Origin of the sequence: Salinivibrio sp. PR6, from assembly GCF_001995955.1 — a bacterium.
Taxonomy (GTDB): Bacteria; Pseudomonadota; Gammaproteobacteria; order Enterobacterales; family Vibrionaceae; genus Salinivibrio; species Salinivibrio siamensis.
This window is the reverse complement of the sequence record NZ_MUFA01000015.1, coordinates 45,066-64,742: the sequence shown is the minus strand read 5'-3', so window position 1 is coordinate 64,742 and position 19,677 is coordinate 45,066. Positions and strand designations below refer to the sequence as shown.

Below are 19,677 nucleotides of genomic sequence, written 5' to 3'. Positions count from 1 at the left end.
GTCAAAGACAACATGACGGACTGCCCATAAAAATGAAACTATAAATTATTTTTAAGGAGTTATATGAAAACATAGTTTCACTTTTATTGCCAGGCATGTATGACGAAAAACTGATTCCTCACGGGACTGGGTCGTCGCTAACGCAGCTTTATCGCTCAACAAATCATGCCATTTTGGCATAGTTTAAATAAAAAAAAGTCACTTTATTCACTCTCTGCCAAGACGTAAACTATGAGCCATCTCACAGATTCTTGGCACGCCTTCGATGCAATTGATTAAAAACACCTTACTTACCTTACTGCAAGTCTTTGTCTTAGCAGGCATTTGGTTTTTGTCTGATTGGTTGGTCACAACCTTTGCTATTCCACTACCGGCCAACCTCACCGGTATGTTGCTGTTGTTAGGTGCATTAATGTTGAAAATTGTCCGTGCCGATTGGTTACGTCGCGGGGCAGCGTGGCTGTTAGCCGAGATGTTGCTGTTTTTTGTGCCGGCGGTAGTGGCGGTGGTCAACTACCAAGATTTATTGCTGCAAGAAGGCGGTAAGATCATGGTTGTACTGATTTTAAGTACCGCGATGGTAATTGCATCAACCGCTTGGGTGGTCGATAAGGTGTATCGTTTTGAGGTTAAAATGGCCCGCCGCCGCAGTAATCATCATCACACGCATCATCCTGATCTAAAACCGGAGTGCTAAGCCATGATGTCTTTACCTGCTTGGCTTCACGCCTCGTTATTAAGCGTTACTTGCTTTTTAATGACCCTTGGCTTTTATTACATGAGCAAATGGCTGTATCGCCGTCACCCCTCCATTCTGGTAATGCCATTGTTGCTCGCGCCCTTGCTGATTGTGGCGGTGGTGGTTGGGTTTAATATCCCGTATCAAGACTACATGGCGCAATCGTACTGGCTGCTGTGGCTGCTGGGCCCGGCGACTGTAGCGTTTGCGATCCCCGTGTATGATAACCGCGCGCTCATCCGCCGCCATTGGTTGTCACTATCGATAGGCGTCACAGTGTCTGTGCTGGTCGCCATTACCAGTACCGTGGTGCTAGCGCGGGTGTTTGAGCTATCTGAACTGCTGCAACGCAGTTTGGCGATGCGCTCAATCACCACCCCTTTTGCTGTAGAAGCCACCAAAGCGATTGGCGGGCAAAGCGATCTCACCGCCCTGTTTGTGGTTCTCACTGGGGTGATTGGCATGGCGATTGGTGAAAGTATTTTGACCGTGATTGCGATTCGCTCGCGCTTAGGCCGCGGCGCAAGTTTGGGGGCGTCAGCACACGGAGCGGGCACCGCTAAAGCCTATCAGATAGGCCATGCCGAAGGGGTGGTGTCGAGTGTGGTAATGATGATTGCTGGCATGGTCACTGTGTTGCTTGCCCCAGTGTTGGGTCAGCTGCTTTGGTAGGTGATCGCTAAGGGCTTTTCTGCGCTACGTTATCTGTAACAACAGAAAAGTGGGAGAGGATGAAAGTTTCTGCTTAGCGCGCAGGTCTTTATCCTCACCAACCCCAATAACGAGGCGATCATGAAACAGCACAAATCAATGTGGCGCGTTATCGCGTTTACAGCGTTCAGTTTGCTATCGATAGCAAGTTATGCGGCGGTGAAAGATACCGCCACCACAGACCAAGGCTACCAAAAAGCGACTCTTGCTGGCGGCTGCTTTTGGTGTACGGAAGCTGATCTTGAAAAACTCGACGGCGTGATTGATGTGGTATCTGGCTACTCAGGCGGTGAGCTTGAAAATCCCACCTATAAAGAGGTTTCGTCCGGCACCAGTGGCCACATTGAGGTGATTGATGTCACCTATGATCCAAAAGTCGTGGATTACGAACAGGTGCTCGATCAGTTTTTCCGTCATATCGACCCCACCGATGACCAAGGCTCGTTCGTTGACCGTGGCCCGCAATATCGTCCCGCGATCTTTTATCGCTCTGAAACACAAAAACAAATTGCCGCGGATTTTATGGCGGAAATTGAAGCGTTAGGCGTGTTCAAAAAGCCGCTGAAAACCGAGCTGATCCCGTTCGAGAAATTCTGGCCAGCAGAAAGCTATCATCAGGATTACTACAAAAACCACAGCATTCGCTATAGCTACTACCGCTATGCATCAGGGCGCGACCAATATCTGGACGAGATTTTTGGTGACGATCGCAAAGACAATCCGGTCACCTTGCGAGAAATGATTGATGCGCAAAAAGCGGAAGAGATGACAGCAACGAACACCCGCTACTCGCGCCCCTCGGATGAAAAAATTCGCGCGATGTTGTCAGATATTGAATACGAAGTCACGCAAGAAGACGGCACTGAACCCGCGTTCCGCAATCGATATTGGGACAACAAGCAAGCCGGGATTTATGTAGATATTGTTTCGGGTGAGCCGCTGTTCTCCTCCACCCATAAGTACAAATCCGGTACCGGCTGGCCGAGCTTCACACAGCCCATCAATGAGCAGTATGTGGTTACCAAGCCGGATAACTCCCTGTTCTACACGCGCACCGAGGTTCGTAGCAAGGTTGCCGATTCGCACCTTGGCCATGTGTTTGAAGATGGCCCCGCCCCCACCGGCTTGCGCTATTGCATGAACTCAGCCGCGATGCGCTTTGTGCCGGTCGATAAAATGGCCGAGGCGGGTTATGAGGATTATCTTTATCTGTTTGAATAACGCAACCAGTGCGTGATTGGCTTGTAAACCTGCGGTAGAGTAAAGCTCTACCGCTTTTTTACGCGAGGCATTGGATGCACACGATATTGATCACTGGATTTGAACCTTTCGGCGGCGAGAGTGACAACCCGTCTTGGCAAGTGGCAAACGCATTAGAAGGCTGGCAGCCTAATGAGGAGTGCATCGTTAAAGCCGTGCGGCTGCCCTGCATCTTTGACGACAGCTTACCAACGTTACATAGCGCGTTGGAATCGCTCAGTCCGGTGATGGTGATCGCCCTTGGCCAAGCCGGTGGTCGCGCTGAGATAAGCTTGGAGAAGGTAGCGATCAATTATCAAGATGCGCCTATTCCCGACAACGCCGGTAAGCAGCCACATGGCACGCCGGTGGTGTCATCTGGGCCCAATGCCTATTTCTCTACCTTGCCGCTCAACCGTTTAGTGAACGCGTTAAACGAAGCGCATCACCCTGCCAGTATTTCTTATACCGCAGGCACCTTTGTGTGTAATCACGTGTTTTATGGCTTGATGCATGCGCTGGCTCATCATACTGAGGTACGCGCCGGCTTTATCCATATTCCCTACAGCCCAGCACAAGCGTGTAAGCATCGCGCCCCGAGCATGCCAGTGGGTGATGTGGTGGCGGCGATGAAGATAGCCATTGAGTTGAGTTTATTGGATGACGATGTCACCACCGTGTGTGAAGGTATGTTGCACTAACGCAAGATAGATGGCGCTCGGACGATAGCGCCTCGAAGACGGAGCACAGTTGCGATTACCGTGCTCCTAACCCAGTCGCTTAAAACAGCCATTCAGTGACAAGATCGTTGTCGGTTAGCACGCTATCGAGAAAGGCAAACAAGTGCGCATTCATCGGTGCCGTATCAAAGGCGCGAATGGAGGCAGGGTCTTGAATAAAGCGCTTGTTAGCGGCCTCGCCCTCTGGATAGGCGGCGTGCAGTAAGCCTTCAACCGCCAGCGGCGTCAATTCAAGGTGGCATTGAAAACCATACACCCTCGGTCCGTACTTCACGATCTGTCGCGGACAGCCTTCGCTACTGGCCAGTACACGACTATTTGGTGTCAGCCCCGGCATATCATTGTGCCAATGGCCCACAATTTCTTGCGGCGCAAAGTGCGGGATATGCTCGTCGATATGGCCATCTTCGCTTAACTGGATGGGGAAGTAGCCAATCTCGGGCTCAGGACTTTTCTGATACGGTGCGCCCAAGGCTTCACCAATCAGTTGCGCGCCGAGGCAAATCCCTAATACCGCACTGCCTTGCTCGATACACTGCTTAATCAACGCTTGCTCGCGCTGACTATCAAAATGCGGACACTCTGACTGTGGCGTATCTGGACTTTGCGGCCCACCGAGTACCACCAGCAGATCAATGCCTTCACCACTTTCTGGCAACTTCTCGCCCCGATACAAATGACTGGTGGTCACATGATAGGCACGCTCGTCACACCAATCTAAAATGGCACCTGGGCCTTCAAACGCCTCGTGAATAACAAGATGGACGCGCATTCCTCACTCCTTGGGATTTGTTTTACGCACGATTGCGGCTAAGCATACTATATTGAGCGTCGGCCTCAAGCCTTGCCAACCTCGAGTGGCGGGCGCGCCACAAACGCTTGAGTCAGCAACTGAAACAGCTGCTCGGTTGCCGGCAGTTCATCTAGGTGCGCGGCTAATGGAGTATGCACCTCGGCCTCAATGCGATCGACGTGACCACAAAGCTGATTACACAGCGATACAGGGGCAACAATATGTTGGCAATCCGCATCAATCAGCAAACACGCTTGCGCCAGCATCACCGTTTGTTTGGCATCGCCCGCACCTAAGCGCAGGATACGCTGGGCGGTTCCCACCACTTTTTTGCCGGCAATATTGAGGTTGTAGTCACCATCACAATACGAACCGGGCGTGTCGCCCACCGTCGTCACAATGCCTAACTGATGGAAAAAAGACTGTAAAATGGTGCAAAAATACTGATAAGCCGTCTGGATATGATAAGGCGTGTTAGCAGGCCACACCGTCAGATAAGACACGTTAATCACCCCTGGCAGTTGAGGTACCGGCGCCCCACCTGTTTGGCGGTTATGCACTTGCCAACCTAACGCTGATAACGCGCGGCGCAACTCAGGGGTTTGTGGCCATTTTTGGCCCGCCGGCAGTACCAAGGTTTGCGCATCAGGCTGCCAAAGCAGTAATGCCTCGTTGAGTTCGCCCTGCTCTATCCGGCGGATCAGCGCCTGCTCTTTCTCAAATGCAGACGCCACCGACAGCGAGCGATAACGCAAAATCGTTTTTTGAGTCGCCATCGTGCACTCGCTATCGTTATATTCCTATTATTCGGCTATTAACCGAACAAACGCTGCCAAATGCTTGGGTTGCGTTTGTCGTGGTACTCTTCACGCAAGGCATCGATTTGGCGCATCCCTTGTTTTGCTTGGTCGAGATCGCCTTCGCTCAGTGCCGTATCAATCTTATCCAAGGTCACCGCCAATTTATCGAACCCTTCCATAAAGATATCCGCTTTTTCCGGTGGGTAGCTACCTGCTTTGGCTTTCGCGACCAAGGTTTCTAGTTTCGCAACCGGCGCTTGCATGGCTTCGATACTTTGTGCGCTCGCCGCCTCTTTAAAGGTCATTTTCATTTCTTTCATGATCGGCTTGAGCTCAGAGGCCGAGACGTTCAACGACAGCAGCACCGCCACCGCGCCCGTGAGTATGACTTTCTTCATTTTTGCTCCATCTAATTGTTTTTTAGTAATAATATTGTGCCGTCATCTTACCCATTTCTCACGGTCTTGCCCAGCGAAGAAGCGTAAACCAATGTAAAGCACTTACACATTCCATATCCTGATGGTATGATAGTTGTAAATGATAATGATTTTAAGTTAGATAATATGAAACAGCCAAACTATCACCTCACTCACGTTATCGATACCCAAACCGTCACACCTAATATGCAACGCTTGACCTTACAAAGCGACGCCTTCGCGGGCTTCCCAGCGGAGTGTGAAGGCGGCTATATCAAGCTGCTGTTTGATAAAGCGGGAAGCACAGATCTGAGCGGATTAGCAGAAGGCGAGCGCCCTGTGATGCGCACTTACACCATTCGCCGCTTTATGCCTGACCAGCAGCAAATTGAAGTGGATATGGTTCGCCATCAAATCGAGCAAGCCGACTGTGGCTTTGCCGCGCGCTGGGCACTGAATGCCCAAGTAGGTGATACCATTAACATTGCCGGCCCTGGGACGATTGCGCCGATTAATCAAGATGCGGATTGGTTCTTTATGGTTGCCGATATGACCGCGTTGCCCGCGCTATCAGCCAAGATCAAAACCTTGCCTCGCGATGCCAAAGGCTATGCGGTGGTTCAGCTCGATGCCGAGGAAGATGCCCAACCACTCGACGCTCCCGCTGGCATGGAGATTATTTGGCTAACCACACCGACATTGGCCGAAACGGTAAAAGCACAGCCTTGGTTAGCGGGGCAAGTGTCCGTGTGGTGTGCCTGTGAATTTGAAAGTATGCGCGCGCTGCGCCAATATTTCCGCAATGACCATGACGTCGAGCGTGAGTTTATCTACATCAGCAGCTATTGGAAAAATGGCGTGACCGAAGAAGGCCACAAAGTGATCAAGCGCGAAGATGCGGAGAGACAATGTTAAATCGAGACCCTCACTTTTAAAACTAAGGTCTTGTAAAAGAATGGTAAAACACGCTACTTGTTCATTTTAGGCGTACTATCGTCATTTTTATCTTGATATAAAAATGCTTTAGGTGGCTTACCAACCAAAGACGTTACCATATAAGAAAACGCACTATGAGTCGCATAGCCCAGCTCTTGGGCTATGATACCCGTTGGCACTCTCATCGCCGCCATATCGATAGCCTTCGACAAAAGAGCTTGATGTTTCCACTGCCTAAACGTCATTTGTAATTCCTGTCTAAATAGCCTCGCAACCGTGCTCTCACTTGCGCCTACTTGACCCGCGAGGGCAGACAGTGTTGTCGTTTGTAATGGTGACTGAATAAATAAGTCGCATAAATGTCGCAACCGTTTATCTTCCGGCATAGGTAGGCCAAGAGCGACTTTTTTAGCTTGCCTCACTTCTGAGCTTATGAGTGTGCACATTGCACTGTATGTCTGCTCTCCGATCTTTTCGGTCGTCTGAGTTGCAATACGCCTGACTAATTCACTGAGCAAAGTACTGACCTGAAAACAGCGACAGACTCCCCACTCTTTACGCCATGTTTCGCCGTGAAAGTAACAATTAGTTTGGAACATATAGACCGAGAATATTTCTGCCTTTTCAAGTAGTGAGGAGTCATGGGCAACACCAGGGGGGATCCAGACTGCATGTTGCGGCGGCACCAAGTACGCAACCTGCGGGGTTTTGACCTGTACGACGCCAGTATCAGAGAACACCATTTGTCCCCAGGGATGGTGATGGAGCTCGACGTCCGCCCGCTCAACGACCTGTTTGGCGATAGCCCGGATCGGCGTTTGTTCGTTCAAACCCAGATGCGTCATGGGCTCCATGGACGGATCATGGCGGATTGACTGATTCTCGATACTTTTTGCCATATATACGAAATTCACCCAGTTCCATTCCTAGTATAGATAGTAACTCGAGAATATAGACATGGCGAGTCATCGAGCTCCGATCATGCAAGCAAAATACACTTTTCTATTATAAACAATTACATGAGTGAGACATGAGTCAGTTATCTATTTCAACTTCAGCGAACAAGGCGTGCCCATTGCCACCTGTATGTTCATTTCCGGGTGAGAACATATTGAAAGCGTCCTTTGATGTTACCGGTCAAACGTCACACTGCAATGTCATTATTGACCAGCGCGATCATGCGCTGGTAGGGATCAACCCGTTTAATTCCCGTTTCTCAAAAGCCTATGTCACCGCTTTGGTGACATGGGCGGCAGCGCATTTTGAGCATATCGATTTGTTGCTGCCTTGTGTTGAGGAAGCGTCTCGTCTGTTGAAAGCAACGGGCATGGAAGAAAAGAAAGCCATCAAGAAAACGGATCGGGAGCTGCGACGTCATAAAAACCATCTGGCGGCAGTACTATCGGGCCCAAGTTTTGAGGGAAGGGGTATTCAAGTGATCCAGTTTAATCATTATGCGGATCACCCTCGTTATCAGAAAATCAGATCTTCCGTTGAGAATGCGTTTGAGTCATGTTCGCGGTTCCGGAAAGACTGCCTGAATATGTCCTACCAGGCTGTAAAAGGGCGACTCAAAGGAACCGGGCAATGCCAAAAAGATGTTGATCCTGAATTGATACAAAAAGCACTGCCGTATATTTTCGCGGAGCTACCATTTTTCCTGGACACCCCTTCCTTGCTCGACGTGAATCTGTCGACACTGCTTTACCATCGCCCGTGGCCTATCGGCAAAGGGCTATATCACGGCCACTACCCCATTCAGGTGACAAAAAATCAAAGCTACGGGATCGTTACTCTCACGTCAGCATCAGAACAGCGAGTATAAGACCAAGAAGGACCTCTTACAATGTCAAAGCTAGCCTCGTTAAGTATCCATGATTCAAACTTTTTCACCAATCCATACCCCTTTTATGAAACGCTGCATCAACAGGATTTAATCTATGTGGATGAAGCCAATCAGAGTTACTTTGTGGGGAAATACGATGATGTTGATGCGATTCTGAAATCTTCGGTATTTACCACCAAACCGTTGATGGTCAGGGCGGAGCCGGTGATGGGAGATCGTGTCCTCGCGCAGATGGAAGGTGAAGAGCATGCAGCCAAGCGCAAACTGGTCATGCGCGGTCTGGCAAAGGATTATTTCGTCAATCAGTACGAACCCATGATTCAACAGATCACCCATGACTTACTGGCCCCCTTTCTCTCCCGTGGAAAAATCGACTTGGTGAATGACTTCGGCCGGGATTATGCCGTCTTGGTGACGCTGGGTATTTTGGGACTGCCGACGGAGAACTATCGGGATATTGCCGACTGGCACAAAGGGGTTGCCGAATTTATTACCCACTTTGATCAGACTGAGCAACAGAAAACACATAGCCTAGATTGTAGCAAGCAATTGATTTCATTGATCACCCCCTTGGTGGAAAGTCGTCGTCAACGGCCGCAGAATGATTTCATTTCTATGCTATGCGGTAATGCCGAGCCTGCATTAAATATGTCGACTCCTGAAATCACAGCGTTGTGTCTGAATATCCTGTTAGCAGCGACCGAGCCGGCGGACAAAACCCTGGCAATGATGATCAAGCATCTGTTGTCCGAGCCCGGCGCTTTGGATGAGGTCGTGAACGATCGCCGTTTGATCCGTGATGCGCTAGAGGAAACGTTGCGGCTGACGTCGCCGGTGCAGTTAATTCCACGGGAGGTAAGTGAAGATGTTTGTATCTCAGGGATCCCGATCCCGAAAGGTGCTTATGTCTATTGCATGATTGGCGCTGCAAATCGGGATCCAAATGTTTTTCCGCAGCCGGCGCAGTTTAATCTGGAGCGCCGTAAGAATACGGTGCAAGGCGATGCCGGCAAGAAGAAAAGGCACCTCGCATTTGGCGGTGGGATGCATATGTGTCTCGGCGCGGCCTTCTCTTTACTCCAGCTGGAAGTCACGGCGAATATCATTTTCGATTCTCTCCGGGATATGCGAATGGAGCGCCCGGAAACCTATCTGGAAACGGGACTCTATACCCGCGGCCCGGAGAGTCTGGTGTTATCTTTCACGCCTTCGTCACAAGTGAATCATCAGGGCGATACAGCACAACGGCTGATGGCAATGGAGGCATAGTATGAAAAATGCGAACGATACTGAAAACATTGTGTTCAGCAAAGCGCAGCGTTGGGTCATCGTCAGTTTGATCTTCGGGGTTTGTTTACCGCTGATCGATGCCACGATTCTGGGGGTGGCGCTGCCAGATCTGTCAGCCAGCCTTTCAGCGTCTGTCACCCAAATACAGTGGGTTTCTGTGCTGTATACCCTGGTTGCTGCCGTGACGGTGACGGTGTGTGCCTGGGCAACCCGGCAGTGGGGGGCGAAAACATTCTGGATCACCGGGCTGGTGATTTTCACTTTAGGCTCCGGGTTGTGTTCAGTCTCGCCAACAATCAACTGGCTGCTGGTGAGCCGTGCTGTACAGGGGGTTGGGGCCGGGATCCTGATGACCGTAATGCAGACCGTTTTGGTCCATACCGTGGGTAAACCGCTGCTGAAAACGGCGATGGCGACGATGGCGGTGCCGACGGTCCTGGCCCCGATTGCCGGGCCGCTTCTGGCGGGATACCTCCTTCATATCGGCGACTGGCGGATGATTTTCTATATTAACCTGCCGATTGGGCTGGTGGCCACTGTGCTGGGCTGGATGATGATCGCCAAAGATGATCTGCAGCAAGCGCGGCAGCCTGGCGCACCTTCACAGGCGAACAACCGGTTTGACGGACTTGGGTTTATGGTGCTCGCGCCGGCACTGATCTTGTTGATGTACAGCCTGTCATCCTTGTCTGATCTGGGCCACCAGGGAGGAGGACGCTGGCTTGAAACTACGGGAGCATCTTTAATCGGTGCCTGCTTACTGTTCCTGTTTGTACGGCACACACGAAAACGTGGCGAGCAGTCGCTGATCCGGTTAAAGGTTTTTAGCGTGGGATCCTTTCGTGCTTCGGTGGGGCTGCTGTTTCTTTCAAGTATCAGTTTTTACGGTGGGCTGTTTGCGCTGCCCCTGATGTTTATTCAGGGATTTGGACACAGTGAATGGCTGGCCAGTGTATGGGTCGGCGCACATGGCCTCGGGGCGTTGATTTCCCGTCCCTACCTGAAAACCCTGTGTGAGCGGCTTGGCGTCGGGAATACCGCGTTGCTGGGCTGCGGCCTTGCTGTCCTGGGAACCGTGCCGTTTCTGTGGCCGGACATTCAGGGAAGCGATCCCCTCATCGCGTTGACCATGGTTCTGCGTGGGGCCGGGATTGGGTTGTTGACCTTGTTGGGGATGTCGCATGCCTATCATGACTTGGAACCCACACAAACCCCGGATGCCAGTGCGTTATCGCGGATCCTGACCTTGCTGGGTGCCTCTGTCGGACCGGCGATGGTCGCGATACTGTATGTGCAGGGCGCACACTCGGCATCATTTCAACCGGTACTGATGGGCTTAACCCTAGTCACGTTATTATGTGCAATACCATCAGTACGGCTCATGAAAGAGGAACTAAAAACCAAAGCTATATCATAAACTGCCACACGCCAATCATTATGGTTGAGGCTCATACCTCAACCATAAGTCAGTACACTCTAAGGCAAGCTATTGTTCATCCTGCTTGTCGAGCAAGTCGAAGAAGAAAGCATATTCCAATGCATCTTCTTTAATCCGCTTAAAGCGCCCCGACGCGCCGCCGTGGCCGGCTTCCATATCGGTTTTAAACACCAACGTATGGTTGTCGGTTTTGAACTCACGTAGTTTCGCGACCCATTTCATTGGTTCAAAGTACTGCACTTGTGAGTCATGCAGGCCTGTGGTGACCAACAAGTTGGGATAATCTTGCGCGCTGACGTTGTCATATGGTGAATAGCTGAGCATGTACTCATAGTAGGTTTTGTCATTCGGGTTGCCCCACTCGTCATACTCGTTGGTGGTCAATGGAATCGACTCATCCAACATGGTGGTGACGATATCGACAAACGGCACATGCGCGGCCACCCCTAAATAAAGCTCTGGCGCTTGGTTGATGATCGCCCCCATTAACAAGCCACCTGCTGAGCCGCCGACCGCAAACACCTTGTCTTTATCGCCATAGCCTTGCGCAGTCAGCGCTTTGGTCACATCAATAAAGTCGTTAAAGGTATTCTTTTTGGTAAGCTTTTTACCATCGTCATACCAAGGGCGACCTAGCATTTCAGAGCCACGAATATGGGCTATAGCAAAGACAAAACCGCGATCTAGCAGGGTTAACCGCGTGGTAGAGAACATGGGCTCCATGGTCGCGCCGTACGAGCCATAGCCGTATTGATAGAGTGGATTGGTGCCGTCTTTTTTGAAGCGATCTTTACGGTACACCAAAGACACAGGCACTTGCGCGCCATCGCGTGCGGTGATCATCAACCGCTCGGATTGGTAGTTGTCTGGGTTGAAATCGCCCAGCACTTGGTTTTGTTTGAGCATGTCACGCTCGCCCGACGCCAAGTCAAACTCATAATACGTGCCCGGCGTGGTCAAGCTGGTGTAATACACGCGCACCGCAGAGTTGTCCATTTCTGCATTGCCGGTCAGGTAAGACGCATAGGCCGAGTCATTAAACGTAAGCTGATATTCCTCCCCAGTGGTGAGGTTGCGCACCGTAGTACGCGGCAAGCCATTTTCGCGCTGCTCATAGACCAAGTGGTTATCAAATAGCGTAAAATCAACCAACTGCACCTTATCGTTTGGCGCGATCACATCTTGCCATTGGCTACGATCGTCACGCTCGCTTTGGTGTACCTTCATCAAGCGAAAGTTCACCGCTTGATAGTTGGTATAGATGTAATACCACTCACCACGCTTTGCCACTTCATATTCGATGCCAGTTTCTCGCGGATAAAATGCTTCGGCGGTGGCATTTGGATCATTGGCATCCACGAGCGATACGCCGCTGGTTTCAGTGCTAGCGTGCCAAATAAAGATTTGCTCACCGTCTTTGCTTTTGCTCAAGCCGGTGTAGTAGCTGGTATCCGTTTCTTCGTAAATTAACGCATCAGCGGATTGCGGGGTGCCCAAACGGTGGCGATACACCTGATACCCCAGCAAGGTTTGCGGGTCTTTTTTGATATAGTAGAAGGCTTGGTTGTCGTTCTGCCACACAATACTGCTCGAGGCGCCTTCAATCTTATCATCGAGGTACTCACCGGTGGTGAGGTCTTTGACTTGAATGGTATAAACGCGGCGGCTAAGGGTATCTTCCCCATAGGCCAATAAGTTTTCGTTTGGGCTGACGCTCAATTGGCCAATGCTGTAAAACTCATGCCCTTTCGCGAGCGCATTGACATCCAAAATTACCGTTTTGTCGGTGCCGGCAAAGTCTTTCGCACGCACGTAAGTGCGGTATTCATTATCGCCTTCCACTTCGCTGGAATAGAAATAACTGCCTTTTTTGACCGGGACCGAGGCATCGTCTTTGACGATACGCCCCTTGATTTCATCGAATAGTTTGGCCTGCATTGGCTCAGTGTGCGCGAGCACCTGATCGGCATAGGCGTTTTCTTGATTAAGATGGGCGATCACGTCAGGATCTTGGCGTGCATCATCACGCATCCAATAGTAGTTATCCACGCGCGTGTCGCCGTGAATGGTCATTTCATGAGGGATTTTTTTCGCGACAGGCGCACTCAGTTCGCCTGGGCTGGAAGCTTTCACGTGTGACTCTCCTTGAAAACTGCACCCTGAGAGCAAGGACACCGCCAGTGCTCCGGTGAGTAAAATGTGTCGGGACATACTTTTCCTTCAGGTTTATTTAGCCATAACAGTAATTTAACAAACAAGCATCTCTTTACTGACCTGAGGGTATTAAGCAAGTTCCAATAAACAATATTCTTTTTATCGTTCGCCAAACAATTGGCTGACGCATCGTTTCTTAATACCAGTCCGTATTATAAGCCTAAAACAGCTAATTCTTATCTTTTAGCCATAAAAGGCTAATTATAGCAAAGTGAGGCTTTGTGTGATCACAACGCCCACTAATGTCGTGATCACTACCGACAATAACGAACCAATTAAAACGTATTCAGTTAGGCTGCGATCGGCAGAACGCGTCAGCTCACCAAAGCGGAAAATCGACTTGGCTGCCAGCACAAAACCGACAGCGGTATAGCTGCCAAGCAAGGTAAAGGTCAGGATCAGAATACGCTCTAAATAGCCAATCAACGCCCCCGCAGCCACGAGGCCATGATAATTGTGTTGATGATCAGAGGGTGAGTCCAACGTGACCGTAAAGCGCTGTAACACGTGACCAATCAATACTGATGTCGGCTTTAAGATCAATAAATAGCCTGTGCCAATTACGACGAGTTCGCTAAACAGAGGCATCTCGGTCAGTCCAACCCAAGGTGGCTGCGCCACAAAACTCAGGGCAATTAGCCCTAGTACCAAAAGGTGTATGCCTTGGCTCACCGTGAAACGGGCCAGTGATGACTGCGCGACGAGTTGGCCATCAAACACTGCCACCACACACTTAGTGATCATGCCAACCAGCAATACACCCAATAGCGGCGAAACGTGCTGGGTCCAAAACACCGCTGGCACCAGTAAACATAAACCGTAGAGGAGCGGTGCAACCGCCCAATCCAGTATTCGTGCGCGTGGTGTCGATTTCGCCCACCAATTCGCAGGCTGTAGATAGAAATCATAAATAAGGTGGGTCAGTAACAAGGGAACCAGCAAAGAAAGGAAGGCCATCATACGTGTGCCCCCACAGTTTGCTGAAACTCGGCCAACAATGCCTCGATAAGCTCCCAGCCCGCCGCTTTAAGGGACTTACTCACGGTTGCATTCGCGACCCCAAGCGCGGCTGCTAACTCGCCGTACGCAAGTGGTTGATCACGCTGTAATAAAGGCAACATCATTTCGCATTGACGAGATGTCGCATCGCTGAGTTGCCGGTCAAGATAACGGATCAGCAATGCAAATCTGTCTTCAAGATCGGTATTGGCGCAGAAAAAAGCCAGCCGCTGGTTTTTCATTGCTTTTAAGCCACGACCAGATAACACAAACGCCTGTCCCATTGACTCTGACACCGCCTCACGCAAATCCGCTTGCTCGGCAATCGCAAAGCTGATGCGACAATCAAACGGTTTTCCCAATGCTTTGATGGCGACACGATACATCACGACATAGTGAAGCGCGTTCGCTACATCATGGATCACAGATTGAAACTCATCACCGCGTATAATGCTGTGCTGATTGGCGCAATGCGCTTGTGAAATATGAGCTTGTATGGTTTTGATTTGCGCCAGTACTCGCTCATACTCATCTCGATTTAAGGCGGTTGAATCCACCAGATCGCCACTGATCACCGCAATGGGTGCCTTGCTTTCTGTCGCCATCACTTATCCCTGTTAACCAACTCCGGCAAATTTAGCTTTTTTTGGCAAAAAGTACAAATTTACCCAAAAATAGCAAAAGGACAAGCGAGACCGCATCGCGCGACCTCGTCGTTACGCCGGCACGAGCATCATCGCCGACTGGGCTGCAACATCAATTCGCTGCCCACTCGAGGCCGTGATACCCGTGAGCATATCGCGCCAATCATTTTCTAGCGTCACTGAGAGTGATTGCGGCTCCAGGGATTTATTTAACACCAATATGCCTGCCTCTCCCCGTTGAATCACCAGCCAATCATCGGTCGCTTCCAAGACGCTCATGGGCTCACCATGGGTTAAATTATGAAAGGCGATCATTTGCACCATCTTTGGATCGTGCCACGCGTTTAACCACCGTGGTTGGCCGTTCACTCCTTTGATGCCACTGGTATCAAGATCGGTATAAATCAGGGGAACGCCACCATCACGCCCCAAGATATACGCGTAAGCAAGCCACTCGCTCGCTTCGTCCATCACCAAATCCAAGAATACATCATTGTTGGGAATGTCATGGGTAATGGCAAAAGTGATTGCACGTCCTTTCGATAAGGCTTGCCCGAAGCAATAAGGGTCAATCAATGATTTAAGGCTGCCCTGGTTGGAAAAAACATGGTAGAGCGTTGAGAAAAGCGGAAAATCGTAAGCGCCCAAACACGTCTGTTGTAAATAGGGAGCAAGAAACAATTCATACTCTGCTTTGCTCGCGCCACCGTCGGTGATGATTTCTCCAAAAATATGCGCATCATGGGTGATGTCATCGGTCCATACGCGCTTGAGGTGCTCTAGTGTCATGTGCTTAGCCGCATCAATCCGAAACCCTTTTACGCCAATGGCTTTTAACGCCTTAAGATAGGCGCGTTGCTGCGCTATCACATGATCACATACACGCAGTGTTGGCAATCCCGGATCGCTCGCTCCGCCGCTAATACGCCCGTTTTGTACTTGCCACCGATCTTTCCAATCTTGTATCCCAAATGCGTCGACGAAGTCATGCTCAGTAAAGAGTGGCTCGGATAAATCACCAAACAAGGTCAGTGTACGATAGTGATCTTCGTGCGCGTGATAGGCCGCCCTCACCGCTTGGCTGGGATAATTTAAGTCGCTGCGAACATGCGCTTCATTGGCCATATGATTGAAGACCACATCGACGTAAGTAAGCACACCAACACGGTTTAACGCTTCAACCATTGCTTTAAAGTCCGTGGTGTTACCGAGTGCATTTTCAATCACACGATAGTCTTGAGGTTGATATCTCAGCCACCAGCGTTCGTCTTGCGCACTTTTCATCGGGGGAGATACGAGCACCGAGCCATACCCTAACGCCCTGATCTCCGCGGCACTTTGGGCAACATCCGCATACTTCCAATCAAAAGCATGTAAGATAACGTTGGCTCCTGATGATTGGGGATCTTGCAAGCCGTTCATGTCTTTCTCCTCATCGCGTTCGCGCATCGAGTGTGTTGCCGTTATGGGGCTTATTCAATAAGTCAAAATTATAAGCGCTATACGCATGCCGCCCTCCTCCTTTGGCCACTTGTATGAGGATGATAAGCAAGGCGTAGTCAGTGTTTCGCTGAGGATTAAGAAACCCTCGTTGGCCTGTATAACGGATGCCAAAACAGTGAGGGACGAAATAGGTTTGGCTCTTCAAGCTGGTTCGTAACCAGCTTTGCTCAAGGAATGGCGTGTAGGGGTGTACTCTTTAAATGTGTTTTTCCCTTCATGCTTGGCACAATAAAGGGCATCATCCGCTTGCGCCAACAAGCAATCAATATCGAGCACCTCGGTGGTGGTCGTCACTCCAATGCTGGCAGACAAGCTCATTTCAAGCGTTGAGCCACTGTTCTGAATAGCATTCAGCAATTCTGCAGATAACTGTTGCGCATTAGCACTGTCACAGTAAGGCAGGACGACCGCGAACTCCTCTCCCCCCAAACGTCCAACAACACCTTTTTCATCAATGACTTGCTCGAAAACGTCAGCACAATGGATCAGTACTTTATCGCCAACCGAGTGGCCGAATGAGTCGTTGATGGCTTTAAAATCATCCAAGTCAATCATCAACACACTGATTGGAAAAGCGGCGGTATCAACACGTCGTTTCGCTCTTGCCAAAAAGGCGCGGCGATTAAACAGCCCCGTTAAGCTATCTCGAGTCGCTTCGCGGTGGAGTTTCTCGTGCACGCGCTCCAGCTTATAAAGAAAGATAATCAGGGTATTGATCACGCTATAGGCGATGCCCGACAAAATCAGCCCTGCTTGTAACAGCGAGGTGCCCAGCAGTTGCGTAAATAGATCAGGATAGAGATGTGCAAATGTCGCCCTGCCTACATAGGCAACACTGAATCCACCCATCACCATGATGAGCCAATGCTTTAAACGCTGGCCCCCTGTGTTCGTACTACTCGCGATGGTTTGTGTCATTAGCCCTAACTGCAAACTGACGATCAAGCTCGCGTAAACCACACGACTCCCGATGTCATCAAGGTATGACGACATCGATACAACAGACAGAATAACAGGTAGCACCAACTGCCAACGCGGTACGTCGCGCGCAAAAATTTGCCCCAACGCCCAGTGGCTGAACGAAAATGCCACCATCACACAGGCATTGTAAAAAACGATCCCTAAATAAGGGTGAAGGTGAGGACGGGCAAACAAGAATAGGTTGCTAAAGCCATGAATAAAAAGCGAGAGTGCCCATCCGTTAATCCCTGGTTCTTTGCGGTTTTGTACTAATAGAAAACCCGCTAGCAGCCATTGGATTGCAGTCAGAGTAATGAGCAGTGTCGGTGCATCGAGTTTAAACATCAGAGATACATTAATTAGGGCGTGCTTTAACTTTACCACTTAATCCGTGGCCGTTTACCGCCAATCAATGTGCGCGGCTTCAATTTCTGGCGGTTAATCTTTATGACAGTTTCAGCGTCCTCGCGCCGATGCTATCCATAGATCGTGAGCGATAGGATTAGTTGCGATACAAGACCTTGATAATGTGCCAGCCGAATTTGGTTTTTATCGGCCCAAGCGGGCGCAATAACTCACCACTGAATACGGCTTTATCGAAAGGGGGTGCCATGTCACCGCGACGAAATTCGCCTAAATCCCCGCCTCGCTTACCCGAGGGGCATTGCGAGTACTTCTTCGCGAGCGTTTGGAAGTTTGCACCTTTTTTAAGCTGATCAAGCAAAGAGGTTGCTTGCGACTTATCGTTCACCAGTATGTGAAGGGCTGCTGCTTTCTTGGCCATCGGGATGCCTCATGAAATTAAAGCCGCTCAGTATACCGGATTTCTTTAACTGAATAACAAGAATTGTGCGTCGACCAGCGCCGAAGCGCGCGAAGGGAGTCTAAGCAATGATGTCGGCGAGTATGACGGTTAGCGCGAAAAACAAGCACAGATTACTTAGAGGTGGAAGCATAAACTAGAAAAAAGCGGCTTCTCCCAGCCTTTTTAATGCCAGCTCTATTGAGTTTACTCATGCTCAATCACGTTTGATTTCTATCCGTCGCTATTGCAATAGCCCCCCTTAAAACGCTGATTTGATCGCATTTTAATGCAAAAGAACACGTTATGGAGCGTCGCGTTTATCGTCATAAAAAGTATCAAAAAGAGATCTAAATCACACTGCTGGCACGTTGATATTCATCTGACTTTAATATTTACACCTCTGATGGTTAAGCTGTCTGTATTATCTGCTATTTGTTTAGAAACATCGGCAGATGCTTTTACGGGTATAGGAGAGACAGGCACTTGCTGCCACCTCACTCGATGAGAAACCGATCTCAATCACACTCTCGTTAACCACGAGTGAAAGCTAATCCACATATCGGAGGGACATGATGTCCATTTACAGCCACCTTAAGCAATTGACTGCAATTTCATGCGTTGCCGCCGCGTTAGGCTTCTCAGCCATGGCCAATGCCGACACTTGGCGTTATGCCCACGAGGAGTACGAAGGTGACGTGCAAGACGTCTATGCACATAAGTTCAAAGAATATATTGAGGAGAACTCTGAGCACACACTGCAAATTTATCGTTTCGGTGAACTCGGTGAATCCGACGACATCATGGAACAAACGCAGGCAGGTATCCTTCAGTTTGTAAACCAATCACCTGGCTTTACCGGTTCGTTGATCCCAGAAGCACAAATCTTTTTTATCCCTTACCTGATGCCGACGGATATGGAAACCGTGATTGAGTTCTTCCGTCAGAGTAAAGCGGTGAATGAAGACTTCCCCGAGCTGTATGAAGAGCAAGGCCTTGAGCTGCTCAAAATGTATCCTGAAGGCGAAATGGTGATGACGGCGGACGAGCCTGTGACTGAGCCTGCCGATCTTCAAGGTAAGAAAATTCGCGTCATGACTAACCCACTGCTTTCATCAACGTATGAAGCCTTTGGTGCGACGCCAACGCCATTACCATGGGGTGAAGTATACGGCGCACTTCAAACCAATATGATTCAAGGTCAAGAAAACCCGATTTTCTGGATTGAGTCAGGCGGTTTGTACGAAGTGTCACCTAACCTGATCTTTACGCACCACGGCTGGTTTACCACCGCCTCAATGGCAAATAAAGACTTCTTTGACGGCTTGTCATCCGACGAGCAAGCGATGATCCGCGATGCCGCTGACTATGCGTTCAACGAAACGGTTGAACACATCCGCGGCTTGGCTGAAAAATCGCTCGAGAAAATCAAATCATCGAGTGATGAAGTCACTGTGACACGCTTGACTGATGAGCAAATTGAGAAGTTTAAAGCACGTGCGCCACAGGTAGAGGAAACCTTCTACGAAATGACCGGTGAAAGCGGTAAAGCACTTCTTAACCAGTTTAAGAAAGACTTGGACGCTGTTACTAACTAGTCGCTAATC

General features: G+C 49.9%; 19 protein-coding genes. 9 read left to right on the top strand and 10 right to left on the bottom strand.

All coding sequences use genetic code 11. The features are described from left to right. Positions 1 to 265 precede the first annotated feature (265 nt). The 4 genes from BZG72_RS12490 (at position 266) to pcp (ending at position 3,390) form a co-directional block, all read left to right on the top strand. A complete protein-coding gene (locus BZG72_RS12490) occupies positions 266 to 697 on the top strand; it encodes a CidA/LrgA family protein (RefSeq protein WP_077666924.1) in 432 nt (143 codons plus the stop codon). Between the two features lie 6 nt (positions 698 to 703). Further along, positions 704 to 1,411, top strand: a complete 708-nt coding sequence (locus tag BZG72_RS12485) for an LrgB family protein (RefSeq protein ID WP_077480480.1) — start codon at positions 704 to 706, stop codon at positions 1,409 to 1,411. Positions 1,412 to 1,531: 120 nt separating this feature from the next. Beyond that, the gene (gene msrB, locus BZG72_RS12480; protein WP_077666923.1) at positions 1,532 to 2,671 is read left to right on the top strand and encodes a peptide-methionine (R)-S-oxide reductase MsrB; all 1,140 of its coding nucleotides are present in this window, start codon (positions 1,532 to 1,534) and stop codon (positions 2,669 to 2,671) included. A gap of 74 nt (positions 2,672 to 2,745) precedes the next feature. Then, positions 2,746 to 3,390: a pyroglutamyl-peptidase I gene (gene pcp, locus BZG72_RS12475; RefSeq protein ID WP_077666922.1), complete on the top strand. Its 645-nt coding sequence runs from the start codon at positions 2,746 to 2,748 to the stop codon at positions 3,388 to 3,390. A gap of 79 nt (positions 3,391 to 3,469) precedes the next feature. On the opposite strand, the gene BZG72_RS12470 is transcribed toward pcp, so the two are convergent. From BZG72_RS12470 to BZG72_RS12460, 3 genes are all read right to left on the bottom strand, one after another. Further along, entirely contained in the window at positions 3,470 to 4,201 is a 732-nt protein-coding gene (locus BZG72_RS12470) for a glutamine amidotransferase-related protein (RefSeq protein WP_077666921.1), read from the bottom strand. Between the two features lie 65 nt (positions 4,202 to 4,266). Further along, complete coding sequence (locus tag BZG72_RS12465) at positions 4,267 to 4,998, bottom strand: lipoate--protein ligase family protein (protein ID WP_077666920.1); 732 nt, start codon at positions 4,996 to 4,998, stop codon at positions 4,267 to 4,269. Positions 4,999 to 5,036: 38 nt separating this feature from the next. Further along, complete coding sequence (locus tag BZG72_RS12460) at positions 5,037 to 5,420, bottom strand: cytochrome b562 (protein WP_077638870.1); 384 nt, start codon at positions 5,418 to 5,420, stop codon at positions 5,037 to 5,039. 165 nt (positions 5,421 to 5,585) lie between these two features. On the opposite strand from BZG72_RS12460, the gene BZG72_RS12455 reads away from it, so the two are divergent. Next, positions 5,586 to 6,353 carry a siderophore-interacting protein gene (locus tag BZG72_RS12455; RefSeq protein ID WP_077666925.1) on the top strand — a complete coding sequence of 256 codons (768 nt, stop codon included), beginning with the start codon at positions 5,586 to 5,588 and terminating at the stop codon, positions 6,351 to 6,353. Positions 6,354 to 6,406: 53 nt separating this feature from the next. Here BZG72_RS12455 and BZG72_RS12450 read toward each other — a convergent pair whose 3' ends face one another. Then, on the bottom strand, positions 6,407 to 7,273 hold the full coding sequence (locus BZG72_RS12450) for an AraC family transcriptional regulator (protein ID WP_046075952.1): 867 nt from the start codon (positions 7,271 to 7,273) through the stop codon (positions 6,407 to 6,409). Positions 7,274 to 7,404: 131 nt separating this feature from the next. Here BZG72_RS12450 and BZG72_RS12445 point away from each other — a divergent pair, with 131 nt between their 5' ends. From BZG72_RS12445 to BZG72_RS12435, 3 genes are read left to right on the top strand one after another with little or no spacing between them, the layout of a single operon-like run. Continuing rightward, positions 7,405 to 8,199: a tRNA-dependent cyclodipeptide synthase gene (locus BZG72_RS12445; protein WP_077666919.1), complete on the top strand. Its 795-nt coding sequence runs from the start codon at positions 7,405 to 7,407 to the stop codon at positions 8,197 to 8,199. Positions 8,200 to 8,220: 21 nt separating this feature from the next. After that, positions 8,221 to 9,489 carry a cytochrome P450, cyclodipeptide synthase-associated gene (locus BZG72_RS12440; protein ID WP_077666918.1) on the top strand — a complete coding sequence of 423 codons (1,269 nt, stop codon included), beginning with the start codon at positions 8,221 to 8,223 and terminating at the stop codon, positions 9,487 to 9,489. A gap of 1 nt (position 9,490) precedes the next feature. Further along, complete coding sequence (locus BZG72_RS12435; RefSeq protein ID WP_077666917.1) at positions 9,491 to 10,927, top strand: MFS transporter; 1,437 nt, start codon at positions 9,491 to 9,493, stop codon at positions 10,925 to 10,927. A 69-nt stretch (positions 10,928 to 10,996) separates the two neighbouring features. Here the strand turns inward: BZG72_RS12435 and BZG72_RS12430 are convergent, their stop codons facing one another. From BZG72_RS12430 to ppiC, 6 genes are all read right to left on the bottom strand, one after another. Next, positions 10,997 to 13,159 carry a S9 family peptidase gene (locus BZG72_RS12430; protein WP_077666916.1) on the bottom strand — a complete coding sequence of 721 codons (2,163 nt, stop codon included), beginning with the start codon at positions 13,157 to 13,159 and terminating at the stop codon, positions 10,997 to 10,999. A gap of 204 nt (positions 13,160 to 13,363) precedes the next feature. Continuing rightward, positions 13,364 to 14,122, bottom strand: a complete 759-nt coding sequence (locus tag BZG72_RS12425; protein WP_077666915.1) for a DUF3307 domain-containing protein — start codon at positions 14,120 to 14,122, stop codon at positions 13,364 to 13,366. Further along, positions 14,119 to 14,766 carry a hypothetical protein gene (locus BZG72_RS12420; RefSeq protein ID WP_077666914.1) on the bottom strand — a complete coding sequence of 216 codons (648 nt, stop codon included), beginning with the start codon at positions 14,764 to 14,766 and terminating at the stop codon, positions 14,119 to 14,121. Before BZG72_RS12420 ends, BZG72_RS12425 begins: the two co-directional genes overlap by 4 nt. A 111-nt stretch (positions 14,767 to 14,877) precedes the next feature. Continuing rightward, the gene (locus BZG72_RS12415; RefSeq protein WP_077666913.1) at positions 14,878 to 16,227 is read right to left on the bottom strand and encodes an alpha-amylase family protein; all 1,350 of its coding nucleotides are present in this window, start codon (positions 16,225 to 16,227) and stop codon (positions 14,878 to 14,880) included. Positions 16,228 to 16,449: 222 nt separating this feature from the next. Continuing rightward, positions 16,450 to 17,613, bottom strand: coding sequence for a GGDEF domain-containing protein (locus BZG72_RS12410; protein ID WP_077666912.1), 1,164 nt, complete (start codon positions 17,611 to 17,613; stop codon positions 16,450 to 16,452). A gap of 157 nt (positions 17,614 to 17,770) precedes the next feature. Beyond that, positions 17,771 to 18,052 carry a peptidylprolyl isomerase PpiC gene (gene ppiC, locus BZG72_RS12405; RefSeq protein ID WP_046075958.1) on the bottom strand — a complete coding sequence of 94 codons (282 nt, stop codon included), beginning with the start codon at positions 18,050 to 18,052 and terminating at the stop codon, positions 17,771 to 17,773. Positions 18,053 to 18,642: 590 nt separating this feature from the next. Between ppiC and BZG72_RS12400 the strand changes: the two genes are divergently transcribed. Beyond that, positions 18,643 to 19,668: a TRAP transporter substrate-binding protein gene (locus BZG72_RS12400; RefSeq protein ID WP_197075773.1), complete on the top strand. Its 1,026-nt coding sequence runs from the start codon at positions 18,643 to 18,645 to the stop codon at positions 19,666 to 19,668. Positions 19,669 to 19,677 lie beyond the last annotated feature (9 nt).

Coding starts and splice junctions, on each gene's coding strand:
- BZG72_RS12445 (WP_077666919.1), top strand. CDS start 7,405: ATGAGTCAGTTATCTATTTCAACTTCAGCGAACAAGGCGTGCCCATTG.
- BZG72_RS12435 (WP_077666917.1), top strand. CDS start 9,491: ATGAAAAATGCGAACGATACTGAAAACATTGTGTTCAGCAAAGCGCAG.
- BZG72_RS12410 (WP_077666912.1), bottom strand. CDS start 17,613: ATGTTTAAACTCGATGCACCGACACTGCTCATTACTCTGACTGCAATC.
- BZG72_RS12420 (WP_077666914.1), bottom strand. CDS start 14,766: ATGGCGACAGAAAGCAAGGCACCCATTGCGGTGATCAGTGGCGATCTG.
- msrB (WP_077666923.1), top strand. CDS start 1,532: ATGAAACAGCACAAATCAATGTGGCGCGTTATCGCGTTTACAGCGTTC.
- BZG72_RS12400 (WP_197075773.1), top strand. CDS start 18,643: ATGATGTCCATTTACAGCCACCTTAAGCAATTGACTGCAATTTCATGC.
- BZG72_RS12485 (WP_077480480.1), top strand. CDS start 704: ATGTCTTTACCTGCTTGGCTTCACGCCTCGTTATTAAGCGTTACTTGC.
- BZG72_RS12440 (WP_077666918.1), top strand. CDS start 8,221: ATGTCAAAGCTAGCCTCGTTAAGTATCCATGATTCAAACTTTTTCACC.
- BZG72_RS12455 (WP_077666925.1), top strand. CDS start 5,586: ATGAAACAGCCAAACTATCACCTCACTCACGTTATCGATACCCAAACC.
- pcp (WP_077666922.1), top strand. CDS start 2,746: ATGCACACGATATTGATCACTGGATTTGAACCTTTCGGCGGCGAGAGT.
- BZG72_RS12425 (WP_077666915.1), bottom strand. CDS start 14,122: ATGATGGCCTTCCTTTCTTTGCTGGTTCCCTTGTTACTGACCCACCTT.
- BZG72_RS12430 (WP_077666916.1), bottom strand. CDS start 13,159: ATGTCCCGACACATTTTACTCACCGGAGCACTGGCGGTGTCCTTGCTC.
- BZG72_RS12415 (WP_077666913.1), bottom strand. CDS start 16,227: ATGAACGGCTTGCAAGATCCCCAATCATCAGGAGCCAACGTTATCTTA.
- ppiC (WP_046075958.1), bottom strand. CDS start 18,052: ATGGCCAAGAAAGCAGCAGCCCTTCACATACTGGTGAACGATAAGTCG.
- BZG72_RS12450 (WP_046075952.1), bottom strand. CDS start 7,273: ATGGCAAAAAGTATCGAGAATCAGTCAATCCGCCATGATCCGTCCATG.
- BZG72_RS12490 (WP_077666924.1), top strand. CDS start 266: ATGCAATTGATTAAAAACACCTTACTTACCTTACTGCAAGTCTTTGTC.
- BZG72_RS12470 (WP_077666921.1), bottom strand. CDS start 4,201: ATGCGCGTCCATCTTGTTATTCACGAGGCGTTTGAAGGCCCAGGTGCC.
- BZG72_RS12465 (WP_077666920.1), bottom strand. CDS start 4,998: ATGGCGACTCAAAAAACGATTTTGCGTTATCGCTCGCTGTCGGTGGCG.
- BZG72_RS12460 (WP_077638870.1), bottom strand. CDS start 5,420: ATGAAGAAAGTCATACTCACGGGCGCGGTGGCGGTGCTGCTGTCGTTG.